This is a genomic window from Flavobacterium sp. 11 (assembly GCF_002754315.1).
Classification (GTDB): Bacteria; Bacteroidota; Bacteroidia; order Flavobacteriales; family Flavobacteriaceae; genus Flavobacterium; species Flavobacterium algoritolerans.
In genome coordinates, this window is the sequence record NZ_PEFE01000001.1 from 3,309,083 (window position 1) to 3,329,626 (window position 20,544).

Below are 20,544 nucleotides of genomic sequence, written 5' to 3' on the forward strand. Positions count from 1 at the left end.
CCATGGAAAAGAAAAAAACAAATACAAAATTTATTATTATCCTAGTGGCTTTGGTAGTTTTAGGTGGAACTTACGGAACTTATAAATACATGCATTCCTTGGCGCACGAAGAAACAGACGATGCGCAAATTGAAAAAAATATGAATCCTATTATTCCAAGAGTTTCAGGATATGTGGATAAAGTGTACATCAAAGACAATGATTTTGTAAAGAAAGGCGATACCCTTTTTACTATCGATAAAAGAGATTACCAACTGAAAATTGAAGAAGCTAATGCTGCAATGGTTGGCGCTGAAGGCAGTTTTGAAGTTTCTAAAGCGGATATTGGAAGTGCTTTGGCTAACATTTCAGTTTCTGATGCTAATGTGCAATCAGCGGGTGGAAATATCGAATCGGCAAAAATCAGATTGGATCGTATTACGAGTGATTACAACAGATATAACAATTTATACAAAAGTCATTCGATTACAAAACAACAATACGAGCAAGCTCTGGCTGCAAAATTGGAAGCAGAAAGCCAAGTACGCGTTTTACAACAACAACAAAGAGCGAGTGCTTTTCAAAAATCAGTAATTGTAGCTAAATCTAAAGTTTCAGACAAACAAACGGAAGTGGCTGCTGCCAATATCAAAAGAGCTAAAGCATTACTTGATGCAGCAAAATTAAATTTGACTTACACCGCTGTAACAGCTGCGATTGATGGTCAGGTTTCTAAAATTGACATTCAACCGGGACAATTAGTGCAACCGGGACAATCGTTATTTTATATTATCAATAACAAAGAAGCTTGGGTAATTGCTAATTTCAAAGAAACGCAATTGAACAAAATGGTAATTGGTCAAAAAGTTACCGTAAAAGTGGATGCGTATCCCGGTTACGATTTCCAGGGTTCAATCACTTCGTTCTCACCTGCTACAGGTTCTCGTTTTTCATTACTTCCTCCTGATAATGCTACAGGAAACTTTGTGAAAACAATCCAAAGATTGCCCGTTAAAATAAGTTTGAACACATCCAATGATCCTGAGAAAATAAAATTACTTCGCCCGGGAATGAACGTGGATGTAGATGTACATTTAAAATAAATTCACCCTTTTGGTGATTTCCAAAATGGTAAAAATGGCAATATTTTTAAGAAAATGATAGTTTACACTTTAGTATAAAATGGTACAAACAGGAGAAGATGATTTAGTAGAATATGGCTTTAGAAGAGTCATAATTACGATTACAGCCGTTCTTTGTGCTATGCTTGAAATTGTAGATACTACAATCGTAAATGTGGCATTAAACAATATGCGAGGCAGCCTTGGTGCGTCACTTACTGATGTGGCCTGGGTAATCACAGCTTATGCTATTGCAAATGTGATTGTGATTCCTATGACGAGTTGGTTGTCACAACAATTTGGACGTCGGAATTATTTTGCGGTTTCCATCATTATTTTCACAGTCGCTTCCTTTTTATGTGGTAATGCCAATAATATTTGGGAATTAGTTGCTTTTAGATTCATTCAAGGATTAGGCGGTGGCGCTTTATTAGTAACTGCGCAAACCATAATTACCGAAAGTTATCCTGTTGCCAAAAGAGGAATGGCGCAAGCTATTTACGGAATGGGAGTTATTGTAGGACCTACTCTTGGACCGCCTTTGGGAGGTTATATTGTAGATCATTTTTCATGGCCGTATATCTTTTATATCAACATTCCTATCGGAATTATAGCTACTTTATTGACTTTATCTTTTGTAAAAAGTCCTAAATATGGTGACAAACTAAAAGCCAGTCAGGTCGATTGGTGGGGAATCTTTCTCTTAACGGCTTTTATTGGGTCGTTACAATATGTTTTGGAACACGGTCAGCAAGACGATTGGTTCAATAATAGTACGATTGTATTGTTATCTGTTATTTCAGTTTTTGGTTTATTGCTCTTTATTTGGAGAGAACTCACTTATAAACATCCCATCGTAAACTTAAGGGTTTTAAAAGATACCAACTTGAGAATAGGAACCATTATGTGTTTTATTCTAGGTTTCGGATTGTACGGTTCTACCTTTATCATTCCTATTTACACCCAATCCGTTTTAGGTTGGAGTGCTTTGGATGCCGGTTTGTTGTTAATTCCAAGTTCCATTACGACCGGGATTATGATGCCATTCATTGGTAAAATGATTCAGCGTGGTGTACCGCAAGCGTATATGGTAGCTGCTGGGTTTTTGTTGTTTTTCTTTTTTACGTATTGGATGCAACAAGTTATCACACCAGATTCTGGAGAAGAACATTTATATTGGCCGTTGATATTAAGAGGAATTGGATTGGGATTGTTATTTGTTCCTATTTCTACACTTTCATTGTCCACTTTAAAAGGAAAAAGTATTGGTGAAGGAGCTGCTTTTACGGGAATGATGCGACAATTGGGTGGTTCTTTTGGTATTGCCATTATCACCACTTTTATTGCCCGATTCAATCAGGAACACCGTGTAAATCTTATTTCGCATCTTAATGTGACTTCTTATGAAGTACAAAAAACGGTGCAACAACTGAAAATGGGATTCATGTCCAAAGGCTATTCTGAGAATGAAGCTTTGGCAAAAGCCTACAAAGCCATTGAATACAAAGTAATGGTACAAAGCTCTGTACTCTCTTATATGGACATCTTTTTATACTTAGGCGCGTTATTTTTATTTTGTATTCCTTTTATACTTTTGATAAAAAAAGGGAAAAACAAAATCAATCCTGCCGATGCAATGCATTAAAATCCAAACATAAAAAAACGCCGTTATCATTATGAGAACGGCGTTTTTTTTTATTTGTTAAAATATATTAGCGGGTAAAAACCAAATGATTTCCTTCCGATAAATTAGCGTCAAATTGATAGCCATCGTAATTGAAACCTTTTAAATCATCTATCGTTTGAGCGTTGGTATCAATAATATAACGCACCATCATACCCCTCGCCTTTTTGGCAAAAAAACTGATTATTTTAAGTTTTCCATTTTTATAATCTTTGAACTCCGGAGTAATTACAGGAACTTTCAACGCCTTAACATCAATTGCCGAAAAATATTCATTACTCGCCAAATTGACAAATAACTCGCCCTTTTCAAGCTCTTTATTTAATGCTTTAGTAACAATTGGTTTCCAAAACTCATATAAGTTTTTGCTTTCGCCAATGGGTAATTTGGTTCCCATTTCCAGTCGATATGCTTGAATCAAGTCCAATGGTTTTAGCAAGCCATACAAACCGGATAATATTTTCAAACGATCTTGTAAAGCTTCTATCTTTTTTTCAGGAATCGAATACGCGTCTAATCCAATGTAGACATCACCATCAAAAGCATACACTGCCGGACGTGCATTTGAAGTTGTAAAAGGTGTTTTCCAATCTTGATTTCGCTTCCAGTTCAAATCAGCCAGTTTATCTGAAATACTCATTAAATCCGATAAATCAGTAGGCTTTTTTTCTTTTAAAACTTTGTGAACTTGTCGCGATTCTTTTAAAAATAAAGGTTCGGTGTGCAATTGAGTGGGTAACTCTTTTTCAAAATTTAAAGACTTGGCTGGCGATATTACAATTTTCATACACAATGCTCTTTCGAGCTCTTTTTATTAATTCTTTCAAAAGTACTAATTGAAATCAAGAAATCAAGAATCTTTAAATTGATTTGTTTAATAGTGCCATAGATAATGAAAATTGTTCCCTAATTTAATTATTTTTGAGTTGTAAATAAACCAAACAACCTTTCTTTAGCTATGAACCCAATTGAAATTAAAAAAGCAACATTATCCGATTTGGAAACAATTCAAAAGATAAGTATCCAAACTTTTATAGAGACTTTTGCTGCTGTAAATACACCCGAAAATATTGCCAATTATATAAAAGACAGCTTAAATACGGAACAATTAACGGCTGAATTGAACAATGCTAATTCTCAGTTTTATGTAGCGTATTCGAATACAGAAGCTGTTGGATATTTAAAAATAAACTTTGGTGATGCTCAAACTGAAACCATTAACAAAAATGCTTTAGAAGTACAACGGATTTATGTTTTGCAAACTTTTCATGGAAAAAACATTGGTCAGCTGTTGCTTGACGAAGTAAAAAATATTGCACAAAGTACTAACGTTGAATATATTTGGCTGGGTGTCTGGGAAGAAAATCACAGAGCACTTCGATTTTATGCTAAAAATGGATTTGTTGTATTTGACAAACACGTTTTTACATTAGGAAATGACGAACAAACCGACTTGTTGATGCAACTTTTAATCAAATAATGATGAGTACAACTTTATCCCCTGAAACTGAAAAGCCAGTCCGAATCCTGAATGCTGCAGTAATCGTGGCCGCACTGGGTTATTTTGTTGATATCTATGACTTATTGCTTTTTGGAATCGTTCGTACCGACAGTCTAAAAGATTTAGGAATAACCGGTGATGCCATCAGGAATCAGGGAGAATTTTTGATTAGTATGCAAATGTTCGGGATGCTTTTTGGCGGTATTCTTTGGGGAATTTTAGGTGATAAAAAAGGACGAATTTCAGTTTTATTTGGTTCTATCTTAATTTATTCGGTGGCCAATATTGCTAACGGAATGGTGACCACCGTTGATGGATATGCGTTCTGGAGATTGATAGCGGGAATTGGTCTTGCAGGAGAATTAGGCGCCGGAATTACTTTGGTAACAGAATCTTTGCCCAAAGAAAAACGAGGTTACGGAACTATGATTGTAGCATCTGTAGGTGTTTCGGGTGCGGTGGTAGCTTATTTAGTCTATCAGATTTTTCAGGATTGGCGTTTGTGTTATTACGCTGGTGGCGTTTTAGGTCTTCTTTTATTATTCTTACGAATTAGTATTTCTGAATCGGGTATGTTCAAAAAAGTACAGGAAAGCGACGAGAAAAAAGGCGACTTCCTTTCATTATTTACCGATAAAAAACGTTTTTCAAAATACATCCAATGTATTCTTATCGGAATTCCGTTGTGGTTTTTAGTTGGCGTATTGATTACTTTCTCCCCAGAATTTGCCAAAGCATTAGGCGTTCAAGGCTTCGAAACGATTGCCGCAGGAAAAGCAATCGCTTGGTGTTACGGCGGATTGGTTTTTGGAGACATTGCCAGCGGATTATTAAGTCAGTGGCTGAAAAGTCGAAAAAAAGTAATGTACTTGTTTCTGACTTTTAATCTGATTATGGTTTTTATTTTCCTAAATGCTTTTGGAATTTCAGTATCCACTTTTTATCTCCTTTGTTTTATAATGGGCTTCTCCGTAGGATATTGGGTCTTGTTTGTCACTATTGCAGCAGAGCAGTTTGGAACAAATATTCGTGCAACAGTAACTACAACGGTTCCAAATTTTGTTCGGGGTTCGTTGCCACTGATTATTATTATTTATGGCTTTTTCAGAGACACTGTTTTTGAAGGCGACATCTTAAAATCGGCAATGATTGTTGGAACACTATTATCGGTAATTTCAATTTTGGCACTTTGGAAACTAAAAGAAACCTTCCATACGGATTTAAATTATTCCGAAAACGAAACCCAACCTTTCGTGTAGCTTTCTTATTTTTAAATCTAAAATGAAATGGAATATATCATCATTTGTCTTGCTGCATTAATAGGTTCCGGTTTGACATTATTTTCCGGATTTGGTCTTGGAACGCTACTTGTTCCAGTCTTTGGACTATTTTTTCCTATCGAAATGGCTATTTTACTTACTGCAATAGTACATTTTCTAAACAATCTTTTTAAATTGTTTTTATTGGGTAAAAGTGCTAATCTAAATGTTGTTTTACGCTTTGGTATTCCTGCAATTATTTTTGCAATTCTTGGCGCTTATGTGCTTTCCTTATTGACAGATATGCAACCGCTAACGGATTATCAAATAGGAAATCACACTTTTGAAATTATGCCAATCAAACTGATTATTGGAATTGTGCTGCTGTTTTTCTCTCTATTTGAAGTCGTTCCTAGTTTGACCAACTTACAGTTTGACAAGAAATACCTTCCTATAGGAGGAATTTTGAGTGGTTTTTTTGGTGGTCTTTCCGGGAATCAAGGTGCTTTGAGAGCTGCTTTTTTAATAAGAGCCAATTTATCCAAACAATCCTTCATTGCAACCGGCGTAGTAATCGCTTGTTTAGTGGACATTTCCAGACTAACCGTTTATTCCAAACAAATACTGAACAATCAAACTCAATTTGATTACACTTTACTGATTCTAGCAACACTTTCGGCATTTATTGGAGCATATTTTGGCAATAAATTACTAAAAAAAGTTACGCTAACAACCATTCAGAATATAGTGACTTTCATGCTTATCCTATTTGCCGTTTTGTTGATTATGGGAATTATCTAATCCTAAAAAATGATTTTTGCCAATCAATCCGTTTACTAATTTAAGAATGAAAATAAAATAGCTATGACTAATTTCACTGACAATAATAAAGGTAATGCTGTTGACAACTATTTAATTAACTTACCCGAAGAACAAAGAGTTACTTTAGAAAACTTACGAAAAATCATTAAAACAACAGCGCCAGAAGCGGAAGAATTCATTAGTTATAAAATGCCTGCTTATAAATTTCATGGCATGTTATGTAGCTTTGCGGCATTCAAAAATCATTGTAGTTTTTATCCTTGGAATGCAACCACTGTTGAACAATTTAAAGATGAATTAAAAGATTTCAGTTTAGCCAGCGGTACCATCCGTTTTACTACTGAAAAACCAATTCCTGAAGCACTTTTAAAAAAAATCATTCAAGCGAGAATGAATGATAATTTAAACAAGTCTAAAAAAATAAAGGAATAACAACAAATCTTAAAGACTAATCGGCAACAATTTTATAAGTAGGATCTTCTAGAATATTTACTTCAATTACGGTATCAGCATTTTTCAATAACGTTCTGCAATCAGCACTTAAATATCGTAAATGAACTGTTTTATTGAGCTTGGCATACCGTTCCGTAATTTTATTCACGGCATCAATCGCACTCATATCGGTAATTTTACTTTCTTTAAAATCAATAATAACTTCATTTGGGTCATTTGCAACATCAAATTTTTCTAAAAAAGCAGTTGTCGATCCAAAAAATAAAGGACCATATATTTCATAATGCTTCACTCCTTTTTCATCCATATATTTCTTAGCCCGAATTCTTTTGGCACTTTCCCAAGCAAAAACCAAAGCAGAAATAATTACTCCAATTAAAACGGCTAAAGCCAAATTATGCAATACAACAGTTATCAATGCAACCAATACTCCAACAAAAATATCGTGCTTTGGCATTTTATTGATGATTCTAAAACTCGCCCATTCAAATGTTCCAATTGCCACCATGATCATCACGCCAACCAAAGCCGCCATAGGTAATTGCTCAATTATTGGAGCACCAAATAAAATAATTCCTAATATCGTCAACGCAGCAATAATTCCCGACAATCGCGCTCTGGAACCAGCCGAAAGATTCACTAAAGTTTGAGCAATCATAGGACAACCGCCCATCCCGAAGAAAAAACCATTCAAAATATTCGCACTTCCTTGTGCAATGCATTCTCGATTTCCGTTTCCTTTTGTCTCCGTAATTTCGTCCACAAGATTCAATGTCAATAAGCCTTCCGTTAATCCAACGGAAGCCATGATTAAAGCGTACGGAAATATAATTTGCAGCGTTTCAAAATTTATTGGAATATTCGGAATATGAAATGGCGGAAAACCACCACTTACTGAAGCAATATCACGTACGGTTTTGGTCTCGATTCCAAAGAAAAAAACCAATGCAAAAACCACAATAATTGCCACTAATGACGCTGGAACTGCTTTGGTAACTTTTGGAAAAAAAAATACAATCCCTATTGTCAACGCAACTAAACCCAGCATAATCAACATGGGACTTCCAGAAAGCCACTCGCTTTTTCCGTTGACAATGGTTTTGAATTGTTCCAATTGTGACATAAAAATAACAACCGCTAATCCATTCACAAATCCAAACATTACGGGTTGCGGCACTAAACGGATGAATTTTCCGAGTTTAAAAACGCCCACTAAAATTTGTAAAATCCCCGCTAAAGCAACTGCTGCAAAAACATATTCTAACCCATTTGATTTCATTAAAGCGATTAAAACAATCACGGTTGCTCCTGCTCCTCCAGAAACCATTCCGGGTCTACCTCCCAATATTGCGGTAACCAGCCCCATTATAAAAGCGGCATATAAACCTACTAATGGCGGAAATCCAGCCAATATCGCAAAAGAAAGCGACTCTGGAATCATAGTCATGGCGACAGTTAATCCTGCTAAGATTTCTGTTTTATAATCAACAACTTGCTTAAAATCAAATAATTTAAAATATTTTTTCATGCTTTAGATAAGTGGGTAAATCAATAGTGGTATTGGAATTTCTAAAATAAAAATCCCGATAGAAGTCAATAAAAATAATACAAAACTGTATCAATAAATTGGTGCAATAGGATTAAATCCAAGTAGTATGACTAAGAAAAAAAATCAAACTCCTTTTTCAGAGAGTGGCAAAAATAAAACTTTTTATTCGATGTGTAAAATAGAAATCGGAATTGCGTAAATTTGGCAAAAATTTACCTTTACTTGAAATGTTCCTTAAAATTTATGATTTTGTACCCTAAATAAGTAGCATAAATTATAATAAATTGATTTTGAAACTCATACATTGGTTAAAAAATACTCACTTATTAATTGAAAGATTTAGCAAACCACCCTTTCGATAAAAATTTAAAACATGAAATTAATATATATTTTCCTTTTTATAACAGTATTGAGTAGTGCTTATTCTCAAGCTCCAAATGACTATTTTGAAAAGATTAGAAACAACGAAGCGGAACTAACCGCTTTCTTTTCCCAAATGCCAAAAGGAGGTGATTTACACCACCATTATTCTGGTTCTATTTATGCCGAGCCGTTATTACAACACGCTATTGCTGATGATTTTTATCTCAATACCGAAACGATGGATGTTCTAAAAGAAAGACCTTCAAACGGAAACTGGGAACAATTTTCGACATTAAAAAGCAACGGAACATTAGACGCTTACAAACAAAAAATCATGCAAAAATGGTCTGTAAAAGACTATAATTATGTGGATTACCCATCCGATAAGTTGTTTTTTGAATCCTTTATGAAGTTTGAACCGGCCATCAAAGGGAATTTTGGACAAGGTTTATTGGAACTAAAAAACAGAGCAATTTCAGAAAATGTAAGTTATATTGAAACGCAATTATCTACGATTCCAACTACGATGATTACCGATGATTTGACACAATTCAATTCCAGATTGCGAAAATTGGCTTTGGCAAAAGATGAAAAAGCCATTACTAAGTCGCTTGATTTGTTATACAATTCATTCCTGAAAAAAGATGCTGAGTCCTATGCCACAGCGTTCAACACAAATTTTGTAGCTAAGCTTCACAAAGACCTTAAAATTGATGATAAACAATTTACGATGCGGTATCAAAATTTTGTATTGCGATTCATGGAACCAGTAGATTTATTTAAAAATCTGGTAATCGCATTCATTTCGGCCGATGAAAGTCCGCTGATGGCGGGAGTTAACATTGTTTCTCCGGAAGATGGTGAAACCTCGATGAAAGATTATTGGTTGCACATGATGATGTTTAAATACTGTCATTCCCGTTATCCAAATGTGAAATACACGATGCATGCTGGCGAGCTGACTCTTGGATTGGTGCAACCGGAAGAGCTGACGTGGCACATTGGCGCAGCCGTTTATACCGCAGGAGCTAACCGTATTGGTCACGGAGTAGCTATGGCGTACGAGAAAGATTCCTATAATTTATTGCGCTACATGGCGAAGAAAAGCATTCCTATCGAAATCAACTTAGTGAGTAACGAGTTCATTTTGAAAGTGAAAGAAAGCCGTCACCCGTTGACCTTGTATAAAGAATTTGGCGTTCCCATCGTAATCAGCACAGATGATGCGGGGATTTTGCGTACCAATATGACTGAGCAATATGTTTTGTTAGCCAAAAGATACAAAGACGTTTCGTATACGGATATCAAGCAATTTGTTTACAACAGTATTAATTACAGTTTTATAAAAGAGACTTCCGTAAAAAAGCAATTGCTTAAAGATTTAGACATCCGATTTAAGGCTTTCGAAGCTAATTTTCCAATGAAATAAGTCATTTACAATGAACTGATTGAAATTTTTTCTTTCTAAAAAAAAGTCCCATATTGGGGCTTTTTTTATGCTTTTGAATTATTTTTTTCTTATATTTGACACTACCTACTTGATTTACAAACTATTAAATGCAAAATGTTTGTAAATGGCATTTCTTTATTTTAATTGTTTACTAACATGATAAATTATTGAAAAATGAGTAGATCTTTAATCTGGTATTTCCGAAGACATCCCTTATTGTACAAAATACGGTTTAGTTTACTTTCTAAAAAAGTCACTTTTGATAGGATTGAAAGTTTTTGTTACAATAACTTAAACAAGACTACTGAAATTCCCGAAATTTATTTTGAACTAAATCCGTTAATTTTTGGGAAGAATGAAACTGCAATAAGCGATCTTGATAAAGCAAAACAAATAGCCGTTTGGTTGAGAAACTATATAAAAGGTGGTCCCGGATTAGGTAAATCCTCCGATTCAACCTTAAGAAAAATGATAAATGGCGAAGGTGGCGTTTGCAGTGATTTTTCTCAAGTCTATAATAACTTCTGTGTCATAAACGATTTAAAAGTAAAAGAATGGGGATTAAAAATAGCGTCAGACGACCCATGTATTAAAGGTGGACATGCTTTTAATGAAATCTATTCCAAGGAATTAAAAAAATGGATTTTAATTGATGTTTCTAAATCAATACTTTTTTATTCCACAAATAAAACCGTTCCGCTCTCTGTTTTTGATCTTATCCATTTAAAAAAGGAAAACCAAGAAATTTACTTTTCCAGTTTTAACGAAAAAAATATGATGGACAATAAAAGGATAACCAATTTATATCTTACATCTAATTCTTCTCCTTTTGTGATTACAAATTATCACAATAAAACCTATGATTCTTATCTAAATACACTAAAATTCATGCCAGTAGCTTTCATTCATGGCTTGCTGTTTCTTATTGGAAAAAGTTATTTTTTTGAGTTTCCTGTCCATTAATAAATATATTGCATCACTTATCTCAAGTTATAGCAATAAAAAATCCGCTCGAAAGCGGATTCTTCATTATAATAGGATACTAAATCGTATTATTTTGGATTTAATATCAAGTCGATTCTTTTAATCGCATCTTCATAATGGTATTTCGTTTCTGCATTTACAGCTTTGGTTTTAGCAACTGATAAAGTAGCTTTTAAAGTTGTCAATTCGCCTCTAACCAATCCTCTCACATCTGATTGCGCCACATTATAATAGTCAGAAGGACGACCTGATTTAATTTCTTCTTTCATCAGGTAACTCATTCTTTCTATATAAGCACGCTGTAAATTTCTTCTGTAAATAGTCACATTCGAACCTAAACCGGCTTCTTTCCAAATTCCTCTTCGCATATCACCCAATAAATCCAACGCTTTATAATTAGCAGTACCCATTATTTCGGCATCCATCAATCGGCCAATGCGCTCAAAACTCATTACACTATTCAAATGTCTGGCTTGTAAATTTCTAAAACGCTCTGTGTAACCGGAGTAATCAATATTTTTCAATGTGCTCACATTTACCAACCATGTTGGAGATGCAAAAGCATTGGCCTGCAACCATTGCATTGCTTCTTGTTGCTTTGCTTTTGGTACAATATCGTAAATACTTCCTTTTTGGTTTGGCTTTTTAGTAGCTTCATAAACACCTCCAACATTGGTCACCACATGCCCTACATACCTGCTCCATACATCCATCATCTCTTTGTACAACTCATCTAAATCCTCGTAATTGTTAGTCACATCACTCGTCCATTCTGGTAAATGTGCCGCTACATATTGCAAGTTTTTAAGTCCGTAAGTACCCGCTTTCATTGAATTATTCCCAATATCTTCCGTTTGTGAAGACGGGTCAAAACTACTGCTTTGTTTCCCGAATTTGTAAATAGGATTTCCAGCTTTTTCCATAATCCATTTGTCTAATGTAGGCACTTCAACTTCTGGTGAAGTCGCATTTGGAATAACTCTGTATCCCCAATTAGTAGCATAATGATCGTAAGGTCCCATTTGGCGTATAAAACGAACGTTTTTATCTCCAGGTTGTGCGATGTAATTAAAACGGGCATAATCCATCAAACTGGCTGCGATTCCGTTTTTCTGTGTAAAATCACCATTTCTATAATTTTCAGTGTCATAAGCGCAACTTGCACCCATATTATGAGGAAAACCAAGAGCATGACCTACTTCGTGAGCGATAACCATACGCATCATTTCACCCATTTCTTCATCACTTGTATTTAATGTTCTTGCTGTAGGATTTGCAGCTCCAGTTTCTAACAAATAGCGATTTCTGTACGAACGCAAATGGTTGTGGTACCAAATTACATCACTCTCGATAATTTCTCCCGTTCTGGGATCAGAAACGCTGGGCCCAACGGCATTACGAGTCGTACTCGCCACATAACGAATTACGGAATAACGGATGTCTTCCGGGCTAAAATCAGGATCTTGTTCTTTCGTTGGTGCGTCTTTGGCGATAATTGCATTTTTAAAACCAGCAGTTTCAAAAGGCTTTTGCCAATCTTCAATTCCTTGTTTGATGTACTTGCGCAATTTTTCAGGCGTAGCAGGATCTAAATAATACACAATAGGTTTTATTGGTTCTACCAGTTCGCCTTTTGCGTAAGCGACAGGATCTTTAGGCTCCAATTTCCAACGACGGATATAAGTTTTGCTGTCTGATTTCAATTCGTTGCTTCCGTAATCGATTTGATTCATCGTAAACCATCCCACACGTGGATCAGCTAATCGAGGTTGCATTGGTTTTTCAGGCAATAAAATCATCGACTGATTCATTTGGATGCTTATCGTTTCTGAATCTTCCTGAACGGGTGGTTTAGAAGCGTTATAGGTGAAATCCTGAATCACTTCAATGTTCATGGGGAAACTTTTCATCGTATTGATAAAACTGCGGGAATCATCCATTCCTTTGACTTTGTAGGTTTCTCTCATTTCTGCCGATAAACCGCTGATGGCTCTCACATCAGTACCATAAAATTTAGTCACATCAATTACCGTATTTGCAGAATCTTTGCTGAATGCCACGATATCAAAAGCAAATAATGTAGGCTCATAATTATTGGATTTCACCGAAATGCTGATAGGCAAACTGTCATTGGCAACCGCACTGAATGATTTTAACTTGATAAGGATTTTATCCTGAAAACGCTGCCAAACTATCAATTGCTCGTTGGTTTCGGAGCCAGCATTTACATATCCGCCACCTAAATTAGAAGGCAGTTTAGATAAACGGCTCACCAAAAGCATGTCTTTATCCAAGTATTTATTAGGGATTTCGAAGAAATATTTTTTATCTACTTTATGTACCGTAAACAATCCTTGGTCAGAAACGGCGTCTTTAGTAATTACCTTGCTGTATTCCTTGATAGTGGTTTCCGGTTTCTTTTCCGGAGGAGGAACGACAGCGGCATTTTTATCTTTTTTCTTTTTGGACTGTGCAAATTGCGTGGTGGGCACAAGCATCGCTGCAGCGATTGCGGTTAAAATGAAAAGTTTCTTCATTTAGTGGTTTTTTAATGGTTAATCAATATCAAAAATAAATTTTAGTGCCAGTAAATTGAATAGTATTCATTGGTTTAACTTTTAATTAACAACCGTTCTATTTCTTGTTGTACATTTCATACTGGAATTAGTAGTAATGTTTTCCCTGAAATGATTTTACAGGACGGATTTAGTTTTAAGAAACAAATATATTTGTGAGAATAATTTGATTATATTTGAGAAATGAATACTGACGGTTATCAGATATAGTTACCAAATTTTGGGTGTATATGTCTAACAGTGTCAGACATATGAAAATTTAGCAGCAACCGCTTTATAACCCCACAAATTGAAAAACATGAACAACTTCCTCAAAATACTAAAATGGGTGAATTACATTTCGATTCCGTTAGGGATATTGAGCTTTTTATACGTGGCAAATTACAAAATCTATATGGGAATGTTGATTCCTGCATATTTTTTTGTGTTTACATTTTTAAATTTGATTGTTATAACCATTGTTAATCGGATTTGTAATAATTCGTCTGTAGATGTTTTTAAAGACTGGAAATGTTTTTTTGCATTGGTGCTTTCGTATTTTCTTATTACACTTACGCTAGCTATTTGGAGTTACTGAAAATACTCAACACGGCAGCTTCTATAACGTATTTTGGTAATAGGCTTAATTTAATCCCAAACTGCTTGTAGCGAGAGAACGTTAGGCGATATTTTAAAAAAAATAACATAATAAAAATGATGAAAAAATTAAATTTTTTGGTTTTAGTATTTGTAACAAATATTAGTTTTAGTCAGAATGTTTTCAAAAATGAAAGTATTGGATTTAGTATTGAACAACCAAGCAAATGGATAAAAGCAAAAGAAGGGCAAACTATTGAAAATTTAAAAAGCAACGTAAAATTAGATGATAAAGTTCTCATTAAATTATTAGAGCAAAATAAAGGAACAATTGAAGTTGTTAGTTTTTTCAAATATCCAATCGAAACAACAGTTGGAATTATACCAACTATTAAAGTTAACTTAAGAAGTAATCCTCATAAAAATTTTGCAGATTTTAGAAAAAGTATTGAAGAAAGTTTAATTGGAATAAAAAAAGTATTCCCTGATTTTAAATATACAAGTGAACCTAATGAGAGCGTAGTCGATGGTAAAAAATGTTTAACTGCCTCTTGTATTTACACACTAACTGGTAAAGGAGGAAGTGCGAAAGTCAAAATTATAGTATATGCCATTCCAGTAAAGGATCAATTTTATCAAGTTACATTAATGGATACCGAAGAAGACAATAACACAGAATTGTTTAAAAAAATTGTCAATACAATAATAATTCAATAAAAAAATCTCGCCCTAATCCGCAAAGTATTTCCTTCTATACGCTACGCAAATGTCTCTGACTTTACGCCCACAACAATAAGCAAAACAAACATAAACCCACAAAAAAAGCCCCAATCCGGGGCTTTTCATATTTTTATTCTTCTTCTTGATCAGTGCCATGGGATTTTGAATAGCCTCTCCATTTCTCAATACAATCCTGAAAATCCTGTGGAAGTTCCGTATCAAAACGCATCATCTCTTTGGTCGTAGGATGCACAAAACCTAATGTTTTGGCATGCAAAGCCTGTCTTGGCAAAGCTTTGAAACAGTTGTCAATAAACTGTTTGTATTTCGTAAATGTAGTTCCTTTCAAAATCAAATGACCGCCATAACGCTCGTCATTAAAAAGCGGATGACCTATGTGTTTCAAGTGCGCACGAATCTGGTGCGTTCTTCCAGTTTCCAATTGGCACGAAATCAACGTTACGTATCCAAAACGCTCCAAAACTTTATAATGCGTCACGGCAGGTTTCCCTATTTCCGGATCAGCAAAAACCGCCATTTGCATGCGATCTTTCAAGTGTCTTGCTAAGTTTCCTTCAATGGTCCCTTTCTCTTCGGCTACATTTCCCCAAACCAAAGCCACATACTCTCTTTCAGAAGTTTTGGCTTCAAATTGCTTGGCAAGATGCGTCATAGCCGCTTCGGTTTTGGCAATTACCAATAAACCCGAAGTGTCTTTATCAATTCGATGCACTAATCCGGGACGTTCACTGCTGTTCATGGGTAAATTCTCAAAATGAAAAGCCAACGCATTCACTAATGTTCCCGTATAATTCCCGTGACCGGGATGCACCACCAATCCTGGCGGTTTATTAATCAATAAAAGCGTAGCATCTTCATAGACAATATCTAACGGAATATCTTCGGGATCTACCCTATTTTCAAAAGGAGGATGAGATAACATAACCCGAACCACATCATTGGCTTTGACCTTGTAATTCGACTTTACCGTAGCGTCGTTTACAAAAATATTCCCTTCGGTAGCAGCGGTTTGTATTTTATTGCGAGTTGCATTTTGAATCAGGCTCATCAAGTATTTATCAATTCGCAAAGGCGTTTGGCCTTTAGGAACTTCAAACCTGAAATGTTCAAATAACTCGTCTTCTAAATCTATTGTATCTATATTATTGTTCATCAACTGGTGTTTCTTCTATTGGTGCAACCAGAGTATCCGCAGCACTTTCTTCTTCTTCATAACTCATTTTTCCGTCTCCTAAAACCAAATCAATTTTGGATGATTTCAAGACTCTGTCCCCTACTTTCAGGTTTCTTCCTTTAAAACGCATTTCCAACACCATATCTTTTCCAAGATTTGGAACATACGTAACCGTTCCTTCCTCAAGACCTAACGCTTTCAAGGTTGGCACCGCTTCACGATATGTTTTTTCTATCAAATCAGGAATTCGCACAGATGAAAATCCTGAAGTATTTATTTTGATATATATTTTTCTACCAACTTTTACCTTCGTACCTGGCGTCGGATCTTGCTCAACCACGCTAAATTGCGGAAAATCACTTCTATAATCCACACTATCCAAAAGCACATAATCTAAATCCAACTCATCCAGCTTTTCTTCTACTTGCTCTTCAGTCAATTTACTCAAATTTGGAACTGCAATTTCATGACCATGATCTGTTGTAAAAGTCAACCAATGCATAAACAAATAGCCCAAAGCGGCAATAATGGCAAGAGCAATTAATACTTGTACTAAAAAGACGCGGCTTGTAAGATACTTACGTAAACTCATAAATTTATTTTTATATGTGGCAAAGATAAAGCTATTTCGTTTCAAAAAAAATGATAATTTTGTTTAATGCTTTTTGAAGCTATTTCCCGCTATTCGTTATAACTTTTTATCCGCCAAAAAGGCTGATAAAAAGGATTTCTCCCGAAGATTCGGGACTATCGGGGCTAGAATCTAGTGCTAAAAACACCTTATTATTTATTCAAACAACTAAGATTAAAACGATACAAAATGAAAAACATTGCCATCATCATGGGCGGATATTCCAGCGAGTATAAAATCTCACTTATCAGCGGAAACGTCGTATATCAATTTCTGGACAAAACGAAATACAAAGGATTCCGAATCCATATTTTCAAAGAAAAATGGGTCTATGTTGATGCTAATGACACTGAATTTCCTATCGATAAAAATGATTTTTCAGTAACTGTTGATGGTAATAAAATCACTTTTGATTGCGTTTTCAATGCCATTCACGGAACTCCCGGCGAAGACGGATTGATGCAGGCGTATTTCGAATTATTACATATTCCGCAAACTTCCTGCGATTATTACCAAGCGGCATTAACGTTCAACAAACGTGATTTATTATCTGTTTTAAAACCATACGGAATAAAAACCGCCACTTCCTATTACTTAAACAAAGGCGATGCTATCAATACTGACGAGATTGTCGCTAAAGTTGGTTTGCCTTGTTTTGTAAAACCAAATAAAGCAGGTTCCAGTTTTGGAATTTCCAAAGTAAAAACCATCGATGAATTGCCTATCGCCATAGAAGTTGCTTACAAAGAAGACAACGAAATCATCATAGAAAGTTTCCTTGACGGCACCGAAGTTTCTGTAGGAGTTATCAATTACAAAGGAAAAGTAATCGTTTTGCCAATCACCGAAATCGTTTCTGACAATGATTTCTTCGATTATGAAGCTAAATATTTAGGTAAATCACAAGAAATCACACCGGCAAGAATCTCAGATGAAATGACCCAAAAAGTGAGCGAAATAGCCAAACGTGCTTATGAGGTACTCAAAATGAAAGGTTTCTCGAGAAGCGAATTTATATTGGTAAACGGAGAACCCCACATGTTGGAAATGAACACCATTCCTGGATTAACAACGGAAAGTTTGATTCCGCAACAAGCCAAAGCTGCTGGAATTTCATTGGAAGATTTATTTACAAATGCGATAGAATTGGCTTTAAATAACTAACTTCCCATTATGACCGAAATCTTTGAATGGAACCGATTATTATACAATGATTTACCAGAATCCTTTCTATTAGAGGTCATTTTCCGTTCTACCATAATGTTTACAGTTTTATTGTTGACATTAAAAGTAGCTGGAAAACGTGGCGTGAAGCAATTATCTGTTTTTGAAACAGTCATCATTATTGCTTTAGGATCTGCAGCGGGAGATCCCATGTTTTATGAAGAAGTTGGAATAATCCCTCCTATAACAGTATTTCTTGTCATTATACTTTTATACCGATTAGTAACGTGGCTGACAGGAAAAAGTAAACGGTTTGAAGAATTTATAGAAGGCAAAACCGAATGTATTATCAGCGAAGGGAAATTTTCAATTGCAACTTTCAAAAAGGAAAGTTTGGCACAAGATGAATTTTTTTCGGAACTCCGATTGAAATCGGTAGAGCATTTAGGACAGGTAAAAAATGCCTTTATGGAAACCAGTGGTGAAATCAGTGTTTTCTATTATGAAGACCATGAAGTTCAACCAGGATTGCCAATTCTGCCTTTTTTATTTAAACAAAAAAGTAAAACGATTCCAACAGAAGGTATTTATTCCTGCACCTTTTGCGGAAATACTGAAAGCCACAAACCAGGAAATGCGGAGTGTAGAGTTTGTGAGAAATCTGAATGGGTCGAAGCAATACAAACACTTCGAAAAACCTAATTTAGTCTATTTATGATGGTACTTATAGGAACAAGGGATTCAAAAATAAAAAACGGAAAAATTATAGCTGTTGAATGCCCAAAATGCGAATCAAAAGCTTCAATTACGTATAACGTATATTCACGGTATACACATATTACTTTGATTCCAATATTTCCAGTTAGTAAAATTATAGATGTAGAATGTAATAATTGTAAAGAAATATTTGGATATGAAAATTTATCTGAAGACATTAAAATAAAACTTCAAAGTGAAAAGGAAATCAATATACTAAAAACACCTATTTGGATGTTTTCTGGACTTATCATTCTTGTGGGTTATATTACTTTTTGGATGTATACTAATATTCAAACAAACGATAAAACAAATGTCTTTATTCAAAATCCAATATTGGGAGATGTTTATAATTTAAAATTTACAAATGGCTATTATTCTACAATGCGTATTGATCAAGTAACTAAAGATAGTGTTTATGCGACCCAAAATGATTACGATGCTTATTTGCAATATGAAGTTGATGAAATAGACAAACCTGAAAATTATACCAATCGAAAAGTAAAATATTCAAAAAAAGATTTAATAATTCTTCATCTAGAAGACGAAATATTTTCAATAACAAGAAACTAAATGAGAAAAGCTATATTTCCGGGTTCTTTTGACCCAATAACATTAGGACATGAGGACATCATCAAAAGAAGCATTTCGTTGTTTGATGAAATCGTAATCGCTATTGGTGTCAATGCCGAAAAAAAATACATGTTTTCTCTGGAAGACAGAAAACGTTTTATCGAAGAAACATTCAAAAACGAACCTAAAGTTTCGGTGATTACCTATGAAGGTTTAACTATTGATTTGTGTCATAAAATAAAAGCCGATTTTATCCTTCGTGGTTTGCGTAATCCTGCCGATTTCGAATTTGAAAAAGCAATTGCACACACCAATCGCCGTTTATCAAAAATAGAAACTGTCTTTTTATTGACTGCCGCAAGAACTTCATATATCAGTTCCAGTATTGTGAGAGATGTAATCCGCAACGGAGGGCAATATGAAATGCTGGTTCCAGATGCAGTGCGAGTAAAATAATACTTGCCATCAACCAAATATAAATTTGTGAAACGAGGCAATAAGCCATAATTTCGCCTAAAAATAAAAGCCATCAAACAATGAGTATAGAAAGAGAATTAAGCAAGCGTAGCGGATCGAAATGTGAACTTTGTGGTGCAACCGAAAACTTAAAAGTATATCAAGTTTTACCAACCAAAAAAGGTGGACTTGATGAAAGTATTATGGCTTGCAGCACGTGTATCGACCAAATCGAAAATCCGGATAACGTAGATTTAAATCATTGGAGATGTTTGAATGACAGTATGTGGAGCGAACATACCGCGGTGCAAGTGGTTGCGTGGAGAATGTTAAGCCGCATGCGTGCTGCGGGATGGCCTCAAGAATTATTGGACCAAATGTATTTAGACGAGGATACTTTAGCTTGGGCGCAAGCAACAGGCGAAGGTGAAGACGATGAAAATAAAGTAATTCACCGCGATAGCAACGGCGTAATTTTGGAACACGGAGATTCAGTCGTTTTAATCAAAGATTTGAAAGTAAAAGGTTCAAGCATGGTGGCCAAACAAGGAACTGCAGTTCGTAACATCAGACTGGACCATGAAAATGCCGAATACATTGAAGGAAAAGTAGATGGTCAGCAGATTGTTATCATTACACAATACGTTAAGAAAATATAGTCATCAGTTTGCTGTGTTCAGTGATCAGTTAAAAAAATGGAGTGGTCAATGGTCAGTTTTTAGTCAGTTATAA

The 20,544-nt window shown here is 35.1% G+C and carries 19 protein-coding genes; 14 read left to right on the forward strand and 5 right to left on the reverse strand.

The features are described from left to right. The first annotated feature begins 2 nt into the window (after nucleotides 1-2). Both CLV00_RS14335 and CLV00_RS14340 read left to right on the forward strand, forming a co-directional pair. On the forward strand, nucleotides 3-1,082 hold the full coding sequence (locus CLV00_RS14335; RefSeq protein WP_099715821.1) for an HlyD family secretion protein: 1,080 nt from the start codon (nucleotides 3-5) through the stop codon (nucleotides 1,080-1,082). Nucleotides 1,083-1,161: 79 nt separating this feature from the next. Then, on the forward strand, nucleotides 1,162-2,745 hold the full coding sequence (locus CLV00_RS14340; protein ID WP_099715822.1) for a DHA2 family efflux MFS transporter permease subunit: 1,584 nt from the start codon (nucleotides 1,162-1,164) through the stop codon (nucleotides 2,743-2,745). 67 nt (nucleotides 2,746-2,812) lie between these two features. On the opposite strand, the gene yaaA is transcribed toward CLV00_RS14340, so the two are convergent. Continuing rightward, the gene (gene yaaA, locus CLV00_RS14345) at nucleotides 2,813-3,571 is read right to left on the reverse strand and encodes a peroxide stress protein YaaA (protein ID WP_099715823.1); all 759 of its coding nucleotides are present in this window, start codon (nucleotides 3,569-3,571) and stop codon (nucleotides 2,813-2,815) included. A gap of 171 nt (nucleotides 3,572-3,742) precedes the next feature. Between yaaA and CLV00_RS14350 the strand changes: the two genes are divergently transcribed. From CLV00_RS14350 to CLV00_RS14365, 4 genes are all read left to right on the forward strand, one after another. Then, the gene (locus CLV00_RS14350) at nucleotides 3,743-4,264 is read left to right on the forward strand and encodes a GNAT family N-acetyltransferase (protein ID WP_099715824.1); all 522 of its coding nucleotides are present in this window, start codon (nucleotides 3,743-3,745) and stop codon (nucleotides 4,262-4,264) included. Further along, entirely contained in the window at nucleotides 4,264-5,544 is a 1,281-nt protein-coding gene (locus tag CLV00_RS14355) for an MFS transporter (RefSeq protein ID WP_233206911.1), read from the forward strand. The genes CLV00_RS14350 and CLV00_RS14355 overlap by 1 nt, the downstream gene beginning before the upstream one ends. Before the next feature lie 27 nt (nucleotides 5,545-5,571). Next, a complete protein-coding gene (locus CLV00_RS14360) occupies nucleotides 5,572-6,345 on the forward strand; it encodes a sulfite exporter TauE/SafE family protein (protein ID WP_099715826.1) in 774 nt (257 codons plus the stop codon). Between the two features lie 63 nt (nucleotides 6,346-6,408). After that, complete coding sequence (locus CLV00_RS14365; RefSeq protein WP_099715827.1) at nucleotides 6,409-6,798, forward strand: iron chaperone; 390 nt, start codon at nucleotides 6,409-6,411, stop codon at nucleotides 6,796-6,798. A 16-nt stretch (nucleotides 6,799-6,814) separates the two neighbouring features. On the opposite strand, the gene CLV00_RS14370 is transcribed toward CLV00_RS14365, so the two are convergent. Beyond that, on the reverse strand, nucleotides 6,815-8,347 hold the full coding sequence (locus CLV00_RS14370; protein WP_099715828.1) for a SulP family inorganic anion transporter: 1,533 nt from the start codon (nucleotides 8,345-8,347) through the stop codon (nucleotides 6,815-6,817). Between the two features lie 394 nt (nucleotides 8,348-8,741). Between CLV00_RS14370 and CLV00_RS14375 the strand changes: the two genes are divergently transcribed. Both CLV00_RS14375 and CLV00_RS14380 read left to right on the forward strand, forming a co-directional pair. Next, entirely contained in the window at nucleotides 8,742-10,160 is a 1,419-nt protein-coding gene (locus tag CLV00_RS14375) for an adenosine deaminase (RefSeq protein ID WP_099715829.1), read from the forward strand. A 195-nt stretch (nucleotides 10,161-10,355) separates the two neighbouring features. Further along, a complete protein-coding gene (locus CLV00_RS14380; protein WP_099715830.1) occupies nucleotides 10,356-11,144 on the forward strand; it encodes a transglutaminase domain-containing protein in 789 nt (262 codons plus the stop codon). Between the two features lie 89 nt (nucleotides 11,145-11,233). Here CLV00_RS14380 and CLV00_RS14385 read toward each other — a convergent pair whose 3' ends face one another. Further along, on the reverse strand, nucleotides 11,234-13,702 hold the full coding sequence (locus CLV00_RS14385) for a zinc-dependent metalloprotease (RefSeq protein WP_099715831.1): 2,469 nt from the start codon (nucleotides 13,700-13,702) through the stop codon (nucleotides 11,234-11,236). 732 nt (nucleotides 13,703-14,434) lie between these two features. Here CLV00_RS14385 and CLV00_RS14395 point away from each other — a divergent pair. Continuing rightward, nucleotides 14,435-15,034 (forward strand): hypothetical protein, encoded by a 600-nt coding sequence (locus CLV00_RS14395; protein WP_099715833.1) that lies wholly within the window; start codon nucleotides 14,435-14,437, stop codon nucleotides 15,032-15,034. A gap of 133 nt (nucleotides 15,035-15,167) precedes the next feature. Here CLV00_RS14395 and CLV00_RS14400 read toward each other — a convergent pair whose 3' ends face one another. Next, nucleotides 15,168-16,211 (reverse strand): RluA family pseudouridine synthase, encoded by a 1,044-nt coding sequence (locus CLV00_RS14400; RefSeq protein WP_099715834.1) that lies wholly within the window; start codon nucleotides 16,209-16,211, stop codon nucleotides 15,168-15,170. Continuing rightward, a complete protein-coding gene (locus CLV00_RS14405) occupies nucleotides 16,201-16,824 on the reverse strand; it encodes a PASTA domain-containing protein (protein ID WP_099715835.1) in 624 nt (207 codons plus the stop codon). Before CLV00_RS14405 ends, CLV00_RS14400 begins: the two co-directional genes overlap by 11 nt. A 228-nt stretch (nucleotides 16,825-17,052) precedes the next feature. On the opposite strand from CLV00_RS14405, the gene CLV00_RS14410 reads away from it, so the two are divergent. From CLV00_RS14410 to CLV00_RS14430, 5 genes are all read left to right on the forward strand, one after another. Continuing rightward, on the forward strand, nucleotides 17,053-18,027 hold the full coding sequence (locus CLV00_RS14410) for a D-alanine--D-alanine ligase (protein ID WP_099715836.1): 975 nt from the start codon (nucleotides 17,053-17,055) through the stop codon (nucleotides 18,025-18,027). 9 nt (nucleotides 18,028-18,036) lie between these two features. Continuing rightward, a complete protein-coding gene (locus CLV00_RS14415) occupies nucleotides 18,037-18,729 on the forward strand; it encodes a DUF421 domain-containing protein (protein ID WP_099715837.1) in 693 nt (230 codons plus the stop codon). Between the two features lie 12 nt (nucleotides 18,730-18,741). Next, nucleotides 18,742-19,356: a zinc-ribbon domain-containing protein gene (locus CLV00_RS14420; protein WP_099715838.1), complete on the forward strand. Its 615-nt coding sequence runs from the start codon at nucleotides 18,742-18,744 to the stop codon at nucleotides 19,354-19,356. Beyond that, nucleotides 19,357-19,812 (forward strand): pantetheine-phosphate adenylyltransferase, encoded by a 456-nt coding sequence (gene coaD / locus CLV00_RS14425; protein ID WP_099715839.1) that lies wholly within the window; start codon nucleotides 19,357-19,359, stop codon nucleotides 19,810-19,812. Between the two features lie 80 nt (nucleotides 19,813-19,892). Continuing rightward, nucleotides 19,893-20,471 (forward strand): alkylphosphonate utilization protein, encoded by a 579-nt coding sequence (locus tag CLV00_RS14430; protein WP_099715840.1) that lies wholly within the window; start codon nucleotides 19,893-19,895, stop codon nucleotides 20,469-20,471. Nucleotides 20,472-20,544: the final 73 nt, after the last annotated feature.

Bases quoted from the DNA above. Each gene is read 5' to 3' on its own strand.
- CLV00_RS14335 (WP_099715821.1), top strand. From the start codon at position 3: ATGGAAAAGAAAAAAACAAATACAAAATTTATTATTATCCTAGTGGCT.
- CLV00_RS14340 (WP_099715822.1), top strand. From the start codon at position 1,162: ATGGTACAAACAGGAGAAGATGATTTAGTAGAATATGGCTTTAGAAGA.
- yaaA (WP_099715823.1), bottom strand. From the start codon at position 3,571: ATGAAAATTGTAATATCGCCAGCCAAGTCTTTAAATTTTGAAAAAGAG.
- CLV00_RS14350 (WP_099715824.1), top strand. From the start codon at position 3,743: ATGAACCCAATTGAAATTAAAAAAGCAACATTATCCGATTTGGAAACA.
- CLV00_RS14355 (WP_233206911.1), top strand. From the start codon at position 4,264: ATGATGAGTACAACTTTATCCCCTGAAACTGAAAAGCCAGTCCGAATC.
- CLV00_RS14360 (WP_099715826.1), top strand. From the start codon at position 5,572: ATGGAATATATCATCATTTGTCTTGCTGCATTAATAGGTTCCGGTTTG.
- CLV00_RS14365 (WP_099715827.1), top strand. From the start codon at position 6,409: ATGACTAATTTCACTGACAATAATAAAGGTAATGCTGTTGACAACTAT.
- CLV00_RS14370 (WP_099715828.1), bottom strand. From the start codon at position 8,347: ATGAAAAAATATTTTAAATTATTTGATTTTAAGCAAGTTGTTGATTAT.
- CLV00_RS14375 (WP_099715829.1), top strand. From the start codon at position 8,742: ATGAAATTAATATATATTTTCCTTTTTATAACAGTATTGAGTAGTGCT.
- CLV00_RS14380 (WP_099715830.1), top strand. From the start codon at position 10,356: ATGAGTAGATCTTTAATCTGGTATTTCCGAAGACATCCCTTATTGTAC.
- CLV00_RS14385 (WP_099715831.1), bottom strand. From the start codon at position 13,702: ATGAAGAAACTTTTCATTTTAACCGCAATCGCTGCAGCGATGCTTGTG.
- CLV00_RS14395 (WP_099715833.1), top strand. From the start codon at position 14,435: ATGATGAAAAAATTAAATTTTTTGGTTTTAGTATTTGTAACAAATATT.
- CLV00_RS14400 (WP_099715834.1), bottom strand. From the start codon at position 16,211: ATGAACAATAATATAGATACAATAGATTTAGAAGACGAGTTATTTGAA.
- CLV00_RS14405 (WP_099715835.1), bottom strand. From the start codon at position 16,824: ATGAGTTTACGTAAGTATCTTACAAGCCGCGTCTTTTTAGTACAAGTA.
- CLV00_RS14410 (WP_099715836.1), top strand. From the start codon at position 17,053: ATGAAAAACATTGCCATCATCATGGGCGGATATTCCAGCGAGTATAAA.
- CLV00_RS14415 (WP_099715837.1), top strand. From the start codon at position 18,037: ATGACCGAAATCTTTGAATGGAACCGATTATTATACAATGATTTACCA.
- CLV00_RS14420 (WP_099715838.1), top strand. From the start codon at position 18,742: ATGATGGTACTTATAGGAACAAGGGATTCAAAAATAAAAAACGGAAAA.
- coaD (WP_099715839.1), top strand. From the start codon at position 19,357: ATGAGAAAAGCTATATTTCCGGGTTCTTTTGACCCAATAACATTAGGA.
- CLV00_RS14430 (WP_099715840.1), top strand. From the start codon at position 19,893: ATGAGTATAGAAAGAGAATTAAGCAAGCGTAGCGGATCGAAATGTGAA.